Source organism: Streptomyces sp. NPDC050287 (genome assembly GCF_044459385.1).
In the GTDB taxonomy this organism is placed as follows: Bacteria; Actinomycetota; Actinomycetes; order Streptomycetales; family Streptomycetaceae; genus Streptomyces.
The window spans coordinates 22,494-36,407 of sequence record NZ_JBITIY010000022.1; the positions used below are offsets into that span (position 1 = coordinate 22,494).

The window sequence follows — 13,914 nt, forward strand, 5'->3', positions numbered from 1 at the left end:
AGTGAGGCCGTGCGGTGCGTCGGTTCGGTGTGTCCGCTCGGTGTGTTCGAGGTTCGGTCAGCGTGAAGTTCGGTGAGCCTGGGCGTACGGCCTCTTGTTCCTCGTACGAGCGCCTAGTCTCTTAGGAAATCTCAGACGCCCCCTACTTCTCCGGGATCTCATTCGTGGCTGGACGGTTCGCTCCTCGGTCCACGCGTACCACGGTGCGCGGTGGGGAGGTCGTCGTGCCCGCCGCGCGCCGGGGAGCGCCGGTGGCCGCGGGGCGGGTGCGGACGTGGGTGCCGGACGGGCCGCTGGATCTCGGGCTGGTGCTCGGGCCGCTGCGGCGGGGGCCTGCGGATCCGACGTTCCGGGCGATGCCGGACGGTTCCGTGTGGCGGGCCAGTCTCACGCCGGTCGGGCCGGGCACACTGCGGGTCACCGCGGCCGGGGGTGCGGTGCGTGGGGAGGCGTGGGGGCCGGGGGGCGAGTGGCTGCTGGAGCAGTTGCCCGGGATGTTGGGGGCGGATGACGATCCGTCCGCCTTCACTCCTCGGCACCGGGTGGTGGCGATGGCACGGCATCGGCGGCCGGGGCTGCGGCTGACGCGGACCGGGCTGGTGCTGGAGTCGTTGATTCCGTCGGTTCTGGAGCAGAAGGTCACGACGGACGAGGCGTACCGGGCGTGGCGGTTGCTCGTGCGGAAGTTCGGGGAGCCCGCGCCGGGACCTGCGGCGGGCGGGCGGCTGTGGGTGATGCCGGCGCCTCGGACGTGGGCGTTGATTCCGTCGTGGGAGTGGCATCGGGCGGGAGTCGACAACAAGCGGGCGTCGACGGTTCTGCGGGCCGTGCGGGTTGCTGCGCGGCTGGAGGAGGCGGTGCGGATGCCTCCGGCTCAGGCTCAGGCCCGGTTGGAGGTTGTGCCGGGGGTCGGGCCGTGGACGTCGGCGGAGGTCGTGCAGCGGAGTCACGGGGCGGCGGATGCGGTGACGGTGGGGGATCTGCACCTGCCGGGGATCGTCGGCTGGGCGCTGGCCGGGGATCGGTTCGCGGATGACGCGCTGATGCTGGAGCTGCTGGAGCCGTATGCGGGCCAGCGGCATCGAGCGGCTCGGTTGATCTTGTTGAGTGGGCAGGTGCCGGCCCGGCGGGCGCCGCGGATGCCGCGGGGGGATATCGGGCGCTTGTGACGTGCCCGGTGCGGTGACCGTTGCTGGGGGCTCCGCCCCCGGACCCGGACCTACGTCCACCCGCCACCCGACTCGCTCGGGCAAGAGGCCGGGCTTGCCCAGGGCTCCACCCGCAGACCCTCGGGCCTGAGGCCACCCACCGCCCGACCCGCTTCCGCAAGACTCCGAGCCGAGTCCGAGTCCCACCCTCAGACCCACAGCCGCTCGGGCCAGAGGCCGCCCATCGCCCGACCCACTTCCGCAAGACGCCGGGCCGGGTCAGGGGCTTCGCCGGCAGACCCTCCCGGACCCGCGCCCCCACCACCCACTCGCTTGCGCGCCAAGCCGGGCCCGCCTGGAGGTCGCCGGCCCCCGAGGCAGGCCGACCCGTCGATCCGTCTACTGGTCCGAGGAGAACCGCACCGCCCCTGCCGGGATCCGCGCGTCGCACCACACCCGCATGCCGTCCCGGAGTTCGTTGTCGGCGCCGATGACCGCGCCGTCGCCGATGACCGTGCCGGTGAGGATGGAACGTTCCCCCACGCGGGCGCGGGTGCCGATGAGGGAGTCGGTGATGACGGCGCCGGGTTCGATGACGGCGCCGGGGAGGATCGTCGAGCCGAAGACCCTCGCGCCCTCCGCGACGAACGCGCCCTCGCCGACGACCGTACCGCCGGTGAGCTTGGCGTCGGGGGCGACCCGTGCCGTGGGAAGGACCAGGCGATCGCCGCAGCGGCCGGGGACCGCCGGGGACGGGGCGCGGCCCAGGACCAGGTCGGCCGAGCCGCGGACGAAGGCCGCCGGGGTGCCGAGGTCCAGCCAGTACGTGGAGTCGACCATGCCCTGGAGGTGGGCTCCGGCGGACAGCAGGTCGGGGAAGGTCTCCCGCTCCACCGACACCGGGCGGCCGGCCGGAATCGTGTCGATGACCGAGCGGCGGAAGACGTACGCCCCCGCGTTGATCTGGTCGGTGACGATCTCCTCCGGAGTCTGCGGCTTCTCCAGGAACGCCAGGACCTTGCCCGTCTCGTCCGTGGGGACCAGGCCGTAGGCCCGCGGGTCCGTGACCTTGGTCAGGTGCAGGGAGACATCCGCGCCGGTCGTCTCGTGCGTCCGCACCAACGCCCTGATGTCCAGGCCGGTCAGGATGTCGCCGTTGAAGATGAGGACCGGGTCGTCGGGGCCCGAGTGGAGGCGGGAGGCCACGTTGCGGATCGCGCCGCCCGTACCGAGGGGTTCCTCCTCGGTGACGTACTCGATGTGGAGGCCCAGCGAGGAGCCGTCGCCGAAGTGCGGCTCGAAGACCTCCGCGAGGTAGGAGGTGGCGAGCACTATGTGGTCGACGCCCGCCGCTCTCGCTCTCGCCAGTTGGTGCGTGAGGAAGGGGACCCCGGCCGCGCGGACCATGGGTTTCGGCGTGTGCACCGTGAGGGGGCGCAGCCGGGTTCCCTTGCCGCCGACCAGGAGGATCGCTTCTGTCACCTGTCGTCTCCGCTTCCTGCCGGGACCGGCCGAACTGTCTTTCGGCCGGCCAGTGTATGCAGACCGTTGTGCGACGCCTTCGACGGCCGTGCGGCATTCAGCCTCGTGTCCCCCGACGGCGATGAACGTGTCCCCCGAAGCGCCCGGAGCCCGCGGAACCTCCCCGGAACCTCCGAGTCCCCCGAGCCCCCCGGACAGTCCGATAGACCATCCCAAGCCCCGCGCGGTTCCCTTTCCGACCTGTCCGGGACGGTGTCCGAGCCCCCTGGACCCCGAACCGGGTGCTAGCGGCCCTGATAGCGGGCAGCGGTCGTGCGGGCATTGCCGAGCTTGCGGTAGAGCTGCCGGCCGGGGCACTCCGTGGCGAAGCCGTCCCGATGGCCGGAGATCACATCCAGTCGTACCTTCTTGCCCTTTCGGTAGAGATTGCCACCGCCGGACTTCAGATATGTCTTTCCACGCGGATTGCCCCCGTGCAGACCGAGCTTCCACGCCGTGAGGCCGGCGATGGCCTTCACCGCGGCGGCGGGCGGCTTGTGGGAGCTGAAGGTGCCGAGGACGGCGATCCCCATGCTGTTGGTGTTGAAACCGAGCGTGTGTGCGCCCAGGACGGGCTTCGCCACGCCCCCGGCCCGCCCCTCGTAGATGTTTCCGCACTTGTCGACGAGGAAGTTGTAGCCGATGTCGCGCCAGCCCATGCTCTTGACGTGATAGCGGTAGATACCACGGATGACGGAGGGTGCCTGCGCACAGCGGTATCCGTTGCCGGAGGCCGTGTGGTGGACGAAGGCCACGTCGACCTTCTTCGTGTAGACGAACCCGCGCTCCCGCAGCTTCTCGTCGGCGCCCCAGCCGCGCCGGGTCACGATGCGCGGACGGGGTCCGATGTACGGCTTCACGCGCTGCTCCGACGTCAACTTCCCGGACCGCAGGGTCAACAGCTCCCGCTCGGTCGCGCGCCGGCCGAGCGCGGGGATCTCGGTGGCGCCGAGGGAGACCGACAGTTCGGTGTTGACGCGGGAGGCTTCCGCGGCGGCGAGGGCCTCGGCGGGATCGGCGGTCGGGGCGATGTTCCGGACGGCGGCTCGGTGGCCGCCGGTGGCTCGATGGCCGACGGTGGTGTCACCGACGGCGGTGCCGGCGACCCCGGTGCGATGCGCGCCCCCGGTGCCATGCGCACCCCCCGTGTCATCCGCGCCCCCCATGCCATCCGCGACCGCAGCGCCGGCGGTGGCGTGCGCTGCCGTCCGGGCGGTCGGCGGGGCCGCCTCGCCCGGGTCGACCAGTTCGAGGCGCAGTCCGGAGGGGAGGGAGGAGTACGACGTCGTCGACGCGCGAGAGCCGCGAGCCGTTCCTGTCGGCCCGGGCTCGGACTCCGGCCGTACCCGTACCTCCACGCCGTCCGAGTCGCCGACCCACAGCGGGGCCGTCGCGCCGCGCACCGGGCCGGAGGTGCGCTCGGCGGTGTCCGGGTCGGCCGCGTGGTCGGCGTTGTGTGTCTCGACGTCCTGCCAGCCGGACCAGGTGCCCGTGCCGGCCGCGCGGGTGCGGACCTGGACGCGGCCGTGGAGTTCGGCGTCCGGGTCGTCCCAGACCACGCCGACGAGCGAGAAATGCCGTACGTCCCGGCGGGGCAGGCCCTGTTCGGCGGTGGGGCCGAGGGCGCGGTCGCGGGCGAGGGGCACCAGCGGCAGCGACTGCGTGCTGCCGGGCGCTTCCGTGGTCGGCGCCCGTCTCCCGGTCGCCGTGGCCACGTTGACCGCCGGGGCCGCCGCGTCCGGAGCCCTCGCCGGGGCCGGAGCGTGTGCCGCGGCCGCGGGCGGGGTCAGCGGAAGGGCCAGGGCGGCCGCGCAGGTGACACCGATCGAGGAAGCAAGGAATCCACGCATGCTCCTGATCCTGGACATAGTCATACATATCTGTCCATTGGGGAGTTGACGGGACGTCGAGCGGGGTTCCACCGAACCGACTACGGGGCGAGGGCCCGGCGGCTCGAAGCGCGGGGGCGGGCCCGCGTACCCTTCTGCGAGTGAACGCCACCGACCGCACCCCTGCCGACCTGCTGCGTTCCGCGCTCGCCGCGGATCCCGGACGCCCGCTGGTGACCTTCTACGACGACGCCACCGGCGAACGGGTCGAACTGTCCGTGGCCACCTTCGCCAATTGGGTGGCCAAGACCTCGAACCTCCTCCAGGGCGATCTCGCCGCCGCGCCCGGTGACCGGGTGGCGCTGCTGCTGCCCGCGCACTGGCAGACGGCGGTGTGGCTGCTGGCCTGTGCGTCGGTGGGGGTGATCGCGGACGTCGGAGGGGATCCGGCGGCGGCGGACGTGGTGGTGAGCGGACCGGACACCCTGGAGGCGGCACGGGCATGCCCCGGGGAACGGGTCGCGCTGGCGCTACGGCCGCTCGGCGGGCGCTTCCCGCAGGCCCCGGCGGGTTTCGCGGACTATGCCGTCGAAGTTCCGAGCCAGGGCGACCGGTTCGTGCCGTTCGCGCCGGTGGACCCGGAGGAGCCGGCACTGATCGTGGCCGGACGGGAGTTCAGCGGGGCGGAGGTCGTCGAGCGGGCCGGGGCGGAGGCGCCGGAACTGGGGCTCACGGGGCCCGGATCGCGGCTGCTGTCCGGGCTGCCGTACGACACGTGGGAGGGGCTGAACGCGGGGCTCTACGCGCCCCTGGCCACCGGAGGCTCGGTGGTGCTCTGCCGCAACCTCGACCGGCTGGGCGAGGAGGGGCTGGCCAAGCGGATCGAGAGCGAGCGGGTCAGCGTCACGGCACGGTAGAGGAGGGCAGGGCCCCAGCTTGATCTCAGGCACCGGATGCTGGTGCCGACGCACGGAGGGGGCTCCACCCCCAGCCCGTAAGGGCCCTGAACGGACGTCGCCCCCAGCCCCCCATCGGGCCCGAACCGGCCTCACCCCCCCATCGGCCCGAACCGGCCTCACCCCCAGCCCCCCCACATCGCCCCTGAACACACCTCGCCCCCCAACGCCGGACGGGCTGAAATCACCTCCACCGGCGCTGACACCAGCTCTTTCCCCCGTTCGGCCCACCTCCACCCGCCCCCCGCCCCCCACGCGCGCCATCGTCGTAGCAGCAGCCCGCACGACGCTCTCGTACGCCATGAGGGGTGGATCCGACGTGACCGACACCGCAGGCGCGCCCTCCGGACGGAGCGGTGCCGATGCCGGCCTCGGTCCGGGGGTGGGGGCATCGGCCAGTGGGCGGGGGCTGATACGGCGGCGCAGACGGCGGTGGGTGCGCGGGGCGGAACTGACCGTGGTGCTCGTGGTGCTCGCGGCGGGCGGGACCGGGTGGGCCGTGTACGCGAAGCTCGACAGCAACATCACGCCGGACCGGGCGGCCGCGACCGAACTCAGGCGGCACGAGCGGGAGCGGCCGGCCACGCGGGTGCAGGGCGCGCAGAACATCCTGGTGATCGGGTCGGACTCGCGGTCGGGGGGCGACAACCGGCGTTACGGGCGGGACTCGGGGACCGAGCGGTCGGACACGACGATCCTGCTGCACCTGTCCGCCGGGCGGCGCAGCGCCACCGCCGTGTCGCTGCCCCGCGATCTGATGGTGGACGTCCCGAGTTGCGCGCGGCCCGACGGCAGTCGCACCGACCCCATGTTCGTGATGTTCAACTACGCCTTCCAGGTGGGCGGTTCGGGGTGCACGGTCCGGACCGTCGAGCGGCTCACCGACATCCGGATCAATCATTACGTGGTCGTCGACTTCCACGGCTTCAAGGACATGGTGGACGCGGTCGACGGTGTCGAGGTGTGCCTGAAGGAGCCGATCCATGACAAGGACGCCAAACTGAGGCTCCCGGCGGGGCGGGTGACGCTGAACGGCGAACAGGCGCTCGGCTACGTGCGGGCGCGCAAGACCCTCGGCGACGGCAGCGACACCGACCGGATGGACCGCCAGCAGCGTTTCCTCGGCGCCCTCGTCACCAAGGTGCGCGGAAATGACGTGCTGCTGAATCCGGCGAAGCTCTATCCCGTGCTGGACGCGGCCACGTCGTCGCTCACGACCGACCCCGGCCTGGCGAGCTTGCACAGTTTGTACGAACTCGTTCGCGGCGTGCGCCACATCCCCACCGCACGTGTGCAATTCCTGACGGTGCCCCGGGAGTCGTACGTCTACAACTCCAATCGCGACCAACTCGTGGAACCCGAGGCAGAGAAGCTGTTCGAACGGCTGCGCAAGGACGCCCCGATCGAGGTGACACGGAACCCCGGGCGGCATTCGACGGCGAAAAGCGGCAATTCGGCCCCGGATGCCGAAGGCGACTACAGCGCGTACGACGCCGATGACGCCGATGACGCCCATGGAGACCTCCGCGGAGACCTCGGCGCGGACGAGAAGTCCGGCGGAAAGCGTCCCGGCGAACCCGTCGGCGGCGTTTCCCCGGCACCCACGTTCCGGGGCAACACGGCCGCCGAACACCCCTGTGAGTAAAGCAATTGTCAAGGTGGCGAGCCTCCGTCCGATAAAATGAGTGGATTGCCCAGTTGTAGGGAAGTGGAATGCGTCACCGGCGTCGCTTCACGGCTGAGCGTGCGGTTAGTGTGAGCGATCCGGTGCACCCGGCCATGAGGTCCGTCCTGAGGTCGTGCACTGCGTGACCGAGACCGGGCGCCTTTGGAGGGGAAAGGCGCCGCGTGCCCCGACGGAGGAACGGACAACCGTGGACGCGCAAGGCCGTGGGCGGGCGGGCGACATCGACCCCGCAGACCAGTGGGTGCTCAATCCGAACACCGGTGAATACGAACTGCGACTGACCCCTTCCGCACCGCAGTCGGCGGTCCCCAGACCGCGCGCCGCCGTGCCGACCGGAGCGGTCGGCACGGGCAGGGCACGCGGACGTACGGCGACGCCGCCCGCGCCGGGCCCCGCGGTCCCGGCGCCGCGCAGGCGCCGTGGTGTGCCGGAGGAGCCTTTGCCGGGCCGGCGCGGGCGCCGGCCGGTGAAGAAGAAGCCGAAGGCCAAAAAGATCCTGCTGTGGACCGGCGGCACGATGGCTTTCGTACTGGTGGCCGGGACCGGCGCCGCGTACCTCTACGTCGAGCACCTCAACCGCAACATAAAATCCGTCGCCGATGACGGCGCGAGCACCGGCGGCTTCAGCAAGGACAAGGCGATCAACATCCTGTTGATCGGCACGGACAAGCGCACCGGTTCCGGCAACGAGGGCTACGGCGACGCCGGCAGCGTCGGCCACGCCGACACCACGATCCTGCTGCACGTCTCGAAGGACCGGACGAACGCGACCGCGCTCAGCATCCCCCGCGACCTGATCACGGACGTCCCGGACTGCCCGACCACGCAGAAGGACGGCACGACCAAGGTCATCCCCGGCACCACCGGCGTCCGCTTCAACACCAGCCTCGGCCAGGACGACCGGACGCCCAGTTGCACCATGCGGACCGTGACCGAGCTGACGGGGATCAAGCCGGACGACTTCATGGTCGCCGACTTCAACGCGGTCAAGACGCTGACCACGGCGGTCGGCGGGGTCGACGTCTGTCTCGGCAAGGACATCAAGGACCCGGACTCGCACCTGAACTTGAAGAAGGGCACTCAGCACATTTCCGGCGAGACGGCGCTCGCCTTCGTCCGTACCCGGCACGCGGTCGGGTTCGGCGGCGACCTGAGCCGGATCACCCTGCAGCAGCAGTTCCTGAGCGCCCTGATGCGGAAGCTGAAGTCCAACGACACGCTGACCAGCCCGACCAAGATGATCAAGCTGGCGGAGGCGGGCACGAAGGCGCTGACCGTCGACTCCCAGCTGGACAGCATCAACAAGCTGAAGGACCTCGGTCTGGAGCTGGGCAAGCTCAACGTCAAGAATCTGACGTTCACCACCGTGCCGGTGATCGACAACCCGGCGGAGAAGGTGAAGGCGACCGTCGTCGTCAACCCCTCGTCGGCGCCGCAGGTCTTCGACATGATCAAGAACGATGTGTCGTTCACCGAGGTCAAGGCCCAGAAGAAGAAGGAGGCGGCCGCGGTGGCCGCCCGCCTGAAGGGCACCAAGGCGGACGCCTCCCAGGTGCGGGTGCGCATCCTCAACGGCGGCGCGGAGGCCGGCAGCGCGCAGGCGCAGCTGGAGTACCTGCAGAACGAAGCGGGCGTGCTGAAGTCCGAGAACGCCGGCAACGCGCCAGCGGAGCTGAGCAGGACGACGCTTGAGTACGCTCCCGACCAGGCCGACCAGGCCCGACGGCTCGCGGCCATCATGGGGCTGTCCGGATCGGCGTTGAAGCCGGGCAAGAGCGTCACCAACTCCCAGGGCCTGCCCACGATGACGCTGACCCTGGGCAAGGACTTCAAGGGCGCGGGCGAATCGCTCACCACTCCGACAAAGGCGCCGGAGGGAGTCCAGAAGTCCACGGCCGACAAGGTCGAGTGCGCCAAGTGACCTGAGGGGCCTGTCGTACGTCTAAGGGGACGTACGACAGGCCCGTTCAATGGTGCGAGGGTGGGGAGACAGGGGACATGACGCACAGCAGTGTGCACGGGGAGGGGACCCGGCCGGATGTCCGGCCGGACGACGCGGGCCGGGAGGGCGGCCGGCGCGGGGAGCGGTCCGGCGGCGAGGCGGGCGGCGGGGACGGCTCCGGCAGACGCCGAACGGCGGGCGGCCACGGCGGACGGCGCGGCGGGCAGCGGCGCGGCGGGAAAGGCCGCGGGCAGCGGCCCGGGCGCAAGCACCGGGTGCTGCGTTGGTCGGCTACGACGCTCGCGGTGCTGATACTCGGCACGGCCGGCGCCGGATACCTGTACATCCAGCACCTCAACCACAACATCCAGAAGGGCGCGCGCAGCAGCGGCGACTCCAAGGCGCACAAGGCGGAGCCGAACGCCGCCGGCCAGACGCCGGTGAACATTCTGCTGATCGGCTCCGACAGCCGTAACTCCGCCGAGAACCTGAAGCTCGGCGGACACCGGGAGAGCGTGGGCGCTCCGCCGCTGGCCGACGTGCAGATGCTCATCCACCTGTCGGCGGACCGCAAGAGCGCCGCGGTGGTCAGCATTCCGCGCGACACCCGGGTCGACATCCCCAAGTGCGAGGACCCGAAGACAGGCGAGAAATACCCGGCGACCAACAGGATCATCAACGAGACGCTGGCCCGCGGCGGCGCCGGCTGCACGTTGACCACCTGGGAGAACCTCACCGGGATCTACATCGACCACTGGATGACGATCGACTTCGCGGGCGTGGTGAGCATGGCCGACGCCATCGGCGGCGTCGAGGTCTGCGTGAACCAGAACGTGTGGGACCGCCCGCTGCCCAGGGTGTCCGGCGGCTCCGGACTGAAGTTGAGGGCCGGCAAGACGAAGGTGCGGGACGAGCAGGCGCTGCAGTGGCTGCGTACCCGGCACGCCTGGGGCAGCGACCCGCTGCGGGCGCGCGCCCAGCACATGTACATGAACTCGATGATCCGCACGCTGAAGGACCAGAACGTCTTCACCGACACCGGCCGGCTGATGGACCTCGCGGAGGCGGCCACCAAGTCCCTGAAGGTCTCGGAGGAGCTCGGCACGGTCAAGAAGCTGTACGACCTCGGCATGCAGCTCAAGACGGTACCCACGGACCGCATCACCATGACGACGATGCCGACCGTGCAGGACCCGCAGAACAGCGACCACCTGCTGCCCGCCGGCGCCGACGCCGAGAAGATGTGGGCGATGATCCGCGACGACGTGCCCTTCGACGACAAGGGCTCGAAGACGGAGGCGAAGCAGACCGCGAGCGCCCAGAAGACCAGCGAGGACCCCGCCGCGGCGAAGGACCAGATCGGTGTGCTGGTGCAGAACGCCACCCGCACCTCCACGCTCGGCCCGGTCTCCGGACGCGCGGGCGCCATCGCCGACGCGCTCGTCGGCAAGGGCTTCACGAGGGCGGCCCGGGACACCTCGGCGTCCACCTCCGAGGAGCGGACCGTGGTGCGCTACCCGAGCGCCGAACTGGAGGGCGACGCCCAGGCGGTCGCCAAGTCCCTCGGGATTCCGGTGAGTTCGGTGAAGAAGTCGACGGACGTGTCCGGCGTCACGGTCGTCGTCGGCGCCGACTGGCGTACGGGGACGGCGTATCCGGAGGAGTCGGCGCCCAAGGCCGGTGACCTGCCCGACAACTCCGATGCCCTCAACGGGGCGGACACCGGCAAGTGCATGGACGTGTACCCGCCGTACCAGTGGTAGCCGGCCCGCATCTGGCCCTCAACTCCCTTCATCCGCCCCTCAATCCTCAGGAATATTCACTCGACGCGGAAGTGTGCGGATAGTGTGAGCGCTCCAGGTGATCCCCGGCCACGAGATCTGGCCCAGACGGAGGATTCCTACAACGGTGGACACACAAGGCCGTGGGCGGGCGGAGCACATCGACCCCGCCGACCAGTGGGTGTTAAACCCGAAGACCGGCGAATACGAACTGCGACTGGGCCCTTCCGCACCGCAGTCGGCGGTTCCCCGGTCGCGCGGAGCGGGTGCGGGCGGTGCGCGTACGGCGCCGCCCGCGTCCCCCGGGCGTGACGTCCCGTCCCCGCGCAGACGGCCCACCGGGCCGGGGGAGCCGCTGCCGGGGCGGCGCGGACGCCGGCCGGAGAAGAAGAAGTCGAAGGCCAAGAAGGCCCTGTTATGGACCGGCGGCACCATGGCGTTCGTCCTGGTCGCCGCCGCGGGGGCCGGCTACTTCTACCTCCGGCATCTGGAGGGCAACGTCAAGACGACCGACGTCGGTGACGCGGGCGCCGGCAGCTTCAAGAAGGACGAGGCCTTCAACATCCTCGTCATCGGCACCGACAAGCGCACCGGCGAGGGCAACGAGGGCTACGGCGACGCCGGCAGCGTCGGCCACGCCGACACCAACATCCTGCTGCACGTGGCCAAGGACCGCTCGAACGCGACCGCGCTCAGCATCCCCCGCGACCTGATCGTGGACATCCCGGACTGCCCGACGAAGCAGGAGGACGGCACCGAGAAGGTCGTTCCCGGGCTGCGGGGCGCCCGGTTCAACCGGAGCCTCGGCGAGGGCGGCCGGGACCCGGGCTGCACGATGCGCACGGTGAAGGAGACGACCGGCATCCAGCCCGACCACTTCATGATGGCCGACTTCAACGCGGTGAAGACCCTGACCACGGCGGTCGGGGGCGTCAAGGTGTGCGTGACGAAGCCGGTCAACGACAAGGAGTCGAAGCTCGTCCTGCCGGCCGGCGAGTCCACGGTCGCGGGCGAGAAGGCGCTCGCCTTCCTGCGCACCCGGCACAGCTTCGGCAACCGGGGCGACCTGGACCGGATCAAGGCGCAGCAGCAGTTCCTGGGCTCGCTGATGCGCGAGATGTCCTCCGGCGACACCCTCACCAGCCCGACCAAGCTGCTGAAGCTGGCCGAGGCCGCGACCAAGGCGCTGACCGTGGACGAGGCGATCGGCAAGGTCGGCACCCTCAAGGACATCGCGCTGGAGCTGAAGAAGGTTCCGACGAAGAACATCACCTTCACCACGATCCCGGTGAAGGACAACCCCGCCGAGAAAATCCCGGCGACGGTCGTCGTCAACGAGGTGACGGCCCCCCAGGTCTTCCAGATGATCAAGGAGGATGTGTCCTTCACGGAGGTCAAGCAGCAGCAGGTGAAGGAGAAGGCCGAGGTGGCCGCCCGTCTCAAGGGCCCCAAGGCGGACGCCTCCCAGGTGCGGGTGCGCATCCTCAACGGCGGCGCCCCGGCCGGCAGCGCGCAGCAGCAGCTCTCCTGGCTGCAGACCCAGGCGGGCGTCAGCAAGTCCGAGAACGCGGGCAACGCGGGTGTCACCCAGCCGAAGACCACCCTGGAGTACGCCCCCGACCAGGCCGACCAGGCCCGTCGGCTCGCCGACCTGATGGGCCTGTCCGGGGCCGCGATGAAGCCGGGCAAAAGCGTCACCAACGCCCAGGGGCTGCCCACGATGACCCTGACCCTCGGCGCGGACTTCAAGGGCGCGGGCGTCAAGCTCAACGCCGCTTCGGTGAAGACGCCGGACCTGGACAACAAGTCCACGGCGGACAAGGTGCAGTGCGCGAGCTGAGCCGGTGAGCTGAGCGGGACCGCGAGCTGAGCCGGTGAGCTGGCGGGACGGGGGCGACCGTCGGTCCGAGGTCGCCCCCTCGCTTCTCGTCAGCCGGCGGTGGCGTCCGCGTGGACCGCCGGGCGCCGGGAGGCGATGACCTTCCTCGCCAGCGACTTCGGGCTGGTCAGAAAGCCCCAGCCCCACGACATGTGCATGGTGGCGAGAGCCACCGGGATCTGCAGCCGGGCCTTCATCGGCAGCCCCTTGCCCGCGGGCAGGGACCCGAGGACGATCGCCGCGAGATAGCCGCCGGGGATCACGAAGCCCCACGGGGTGAGCGCGGCGCCCACCACGATCCCGGCCGCGATCGCGCACACCGCGGTCGGCGGGGCGAGGTAGCGCAGGTTGATGGAGCCCTCGTGGTAGCGGGCGACGACGTGCCGCCAGCGGCCGTAGTCCTTGTACTGCTTGGCCAGGGCCCGCACGCTCGGCCGCGGCCGGTACGACACCCTCAGTTCGGGCGAGAACCAGATCAGTCCCCCGGCCTCGCGGATCCGGAAGTTGAGCTCCCAGTCCTGGGCGCGGATGAACTCCTCGTTGTAGCCGCCCTGTTGCTCCAGCGCCTCGCGCCGGAACACGCCGAGGTAGACGGTCTCGGCCGGGCCTGCCTCGCCTCCCGTGTGGAAGGACGCGTTGCCGACGCCGATCTTCGAGGTCATCGCGGCGGCGACCGCGTGCTCCCAGTCGTTCTCACCCTCGGCGTGCATGATGCCGCCGACGTTCTGCGCGCCGGTCTCCTCCAGGAGCCGGACGGCGGTCGCTATGTAGTTCGGCGAGAGCATGCCGTGCCCGTCGACGCGGACGACGATCGGATGGCGGGAAGCCCTGATCGCGGCGTTCAGCGCGGCGGGCGTACGACCGGTGGGGTTCGGGACGGTGTGGACGCGCGGGTCTTCCCGTACGAGCTCGGCCGCGATCTCGTCCGTGCGGTCCGTGGACGGACCGAGGGCGATCACGACCTCCATCTCGCCGGCGTACTCCTGCGCGAGGATCGCTTGGACGGCTCCGCGCAGATGCCGCTCCTCGTCGAGGACAGGCATGATCACAGATACGGCGGGGAGCTGCACGTCGGGATTGGCGTTCATAGGGGGATCACGTTACCGCGAACGGGGGACGCCCTTGCGCGCCGCCCGGGAGGTGCCCCGGGTCGCAGATCGTATGGGCCTAC

At 70.8% G+C, this 13,914-nt stretch carries 9 protein-coding genes; 6 read left to right on the forward strand and 3 right to left on the reverse strand.

The genetic code is table 11. From position 1 onward, the window contains the following. Positions 1-164: 164 nt before the first annotated feature. On the forward strand, positions 165-1,169 hold the full coding sequence (locus tag ACIBK3_RS43280; protein ID WP_399373856.1) for a DNA-3-methyladenine glycosylase family protein: 1,005 nt from the start codon (positions 165-167) through the stop codon (positions 1,167-1,169). A gap of 378 nt (positions 1,170-1,547) precedes the next feature. On the opposite strand, the gene ACIBK3_RS43285 is transcribed toward ACIBK3_RS43280, so the two are convergent. Continuing rightward, on the reverse strand, positions 1,548-2,630 hold the full coding sequence (locus tag ACIBK3_RS43285) for a sugar phosphate nucleotidyltransferase (RefSeq protein ID WP_399373858.1): 1,083 nt from the start codon (positions 2,628-2,630) through the stop codon (positions 1,548-1,550). A gap of 284 nt (positions 2,631-2,914) precedes the next feature. Continuing rightward, on the reverse strand, positions 2,915-4,519 hold the full coding sequence (locus ACIBK3_RS43290) for a peptidoglycan recognition protein (RefSeq protein ID WP_399373859.1): 1,605 nt from the start codon (positions 4,517-4,519) through the stop codon (positions 2,915-2,917). A gap of 140 nt (positions 4,520-4,659) precedes the next feature. On the opposite strand from ACIBK3_RS43290, the gene ACIBK3_RS43295 reads away from it, so the two are divergent. The 5 genes from ACIBK3_RS43295 to ACIBK3_RS43315 all read left to right on the forward strand — a co-directional run bounded on the left by ACIBK3_RS43295 (position 4,660) and on the right by ACIBK3_RS43315 (position 12,704). After that, complete coding sequence (locus tag ACIBK3_RS43295) at positions 4,660-5,415, forward strand: TIGR03089 family protein (RefSeq protein ID WP_399373861.1); 756 nt, start codon at positions 4,660-4,662, stop codon at positions 5,413-5,415. 358 nt (positions 5,416-5,773) lie between these two features. Beyond that, complete coding sequence (locus ACIBK3_RS43300; RefSeq protein WP_399373862.1) at positions 5,774-7,099, forward strand: LCP family protein; 1,326 nt, start codon at positions 5,774-5,776, stop codon at positions 7,097-7,099. A gap of 229 nt (positions 7,100-7,328) precedes the next feature. Beyond that, positions 7,329-9,062: an LCP family protein gene (locus tag ACIBK3_RS43305; protein ID WP_399373864.1), complete on the forward strand. Its 1,734-nt coding sequence runs from the start codon at positions 7,329-7,331 to the stop codon at positions 9,060-9,062. A 77-nt stretch (positions 9,063-9,139) separates the two neighbouring features. Continuing rightward, entirely contained in the window at positions 9,140-10,846 is a 1,707-nt protein-coding gene (locus ACIBK3_RS43310; RefSeq protein WP_399373866.1) for an LCP family protein, read from the forward strand. A gap of 145 nt (positions 10,847-10,991) precedes the next feature. Further along, the gene (locus ACIBK3_RS43315) at positions 10,992-12,704 is read left to right on the forward strand and encodes an LCP family protein (protein WP_399373869.1); all 1,713 of its coding nucleotides are present in this window, start codon (positions 10,992-10,994) and stop codon (positions 12,702-12,704) included. 89 nt (positions 12,705-12,793) lie between these two features. On the opposite strand, the gene ACIBK3_RS43320 is transcribed toward ACIBK3_RS43315, so the two are convergent. Further along, a complete protein-coding gene (locus ACIBK3_RS43320; RefSeq protein ID WP_399373870.1) occupies positions 12,794-13,831 on the reverse strand; it encodes a glycosyltransferase family 2 protein in 1,038 nt (345 codons plus the stop codon). Positions 13,832-13,914 lie beyond the last annotated feature (83 nt).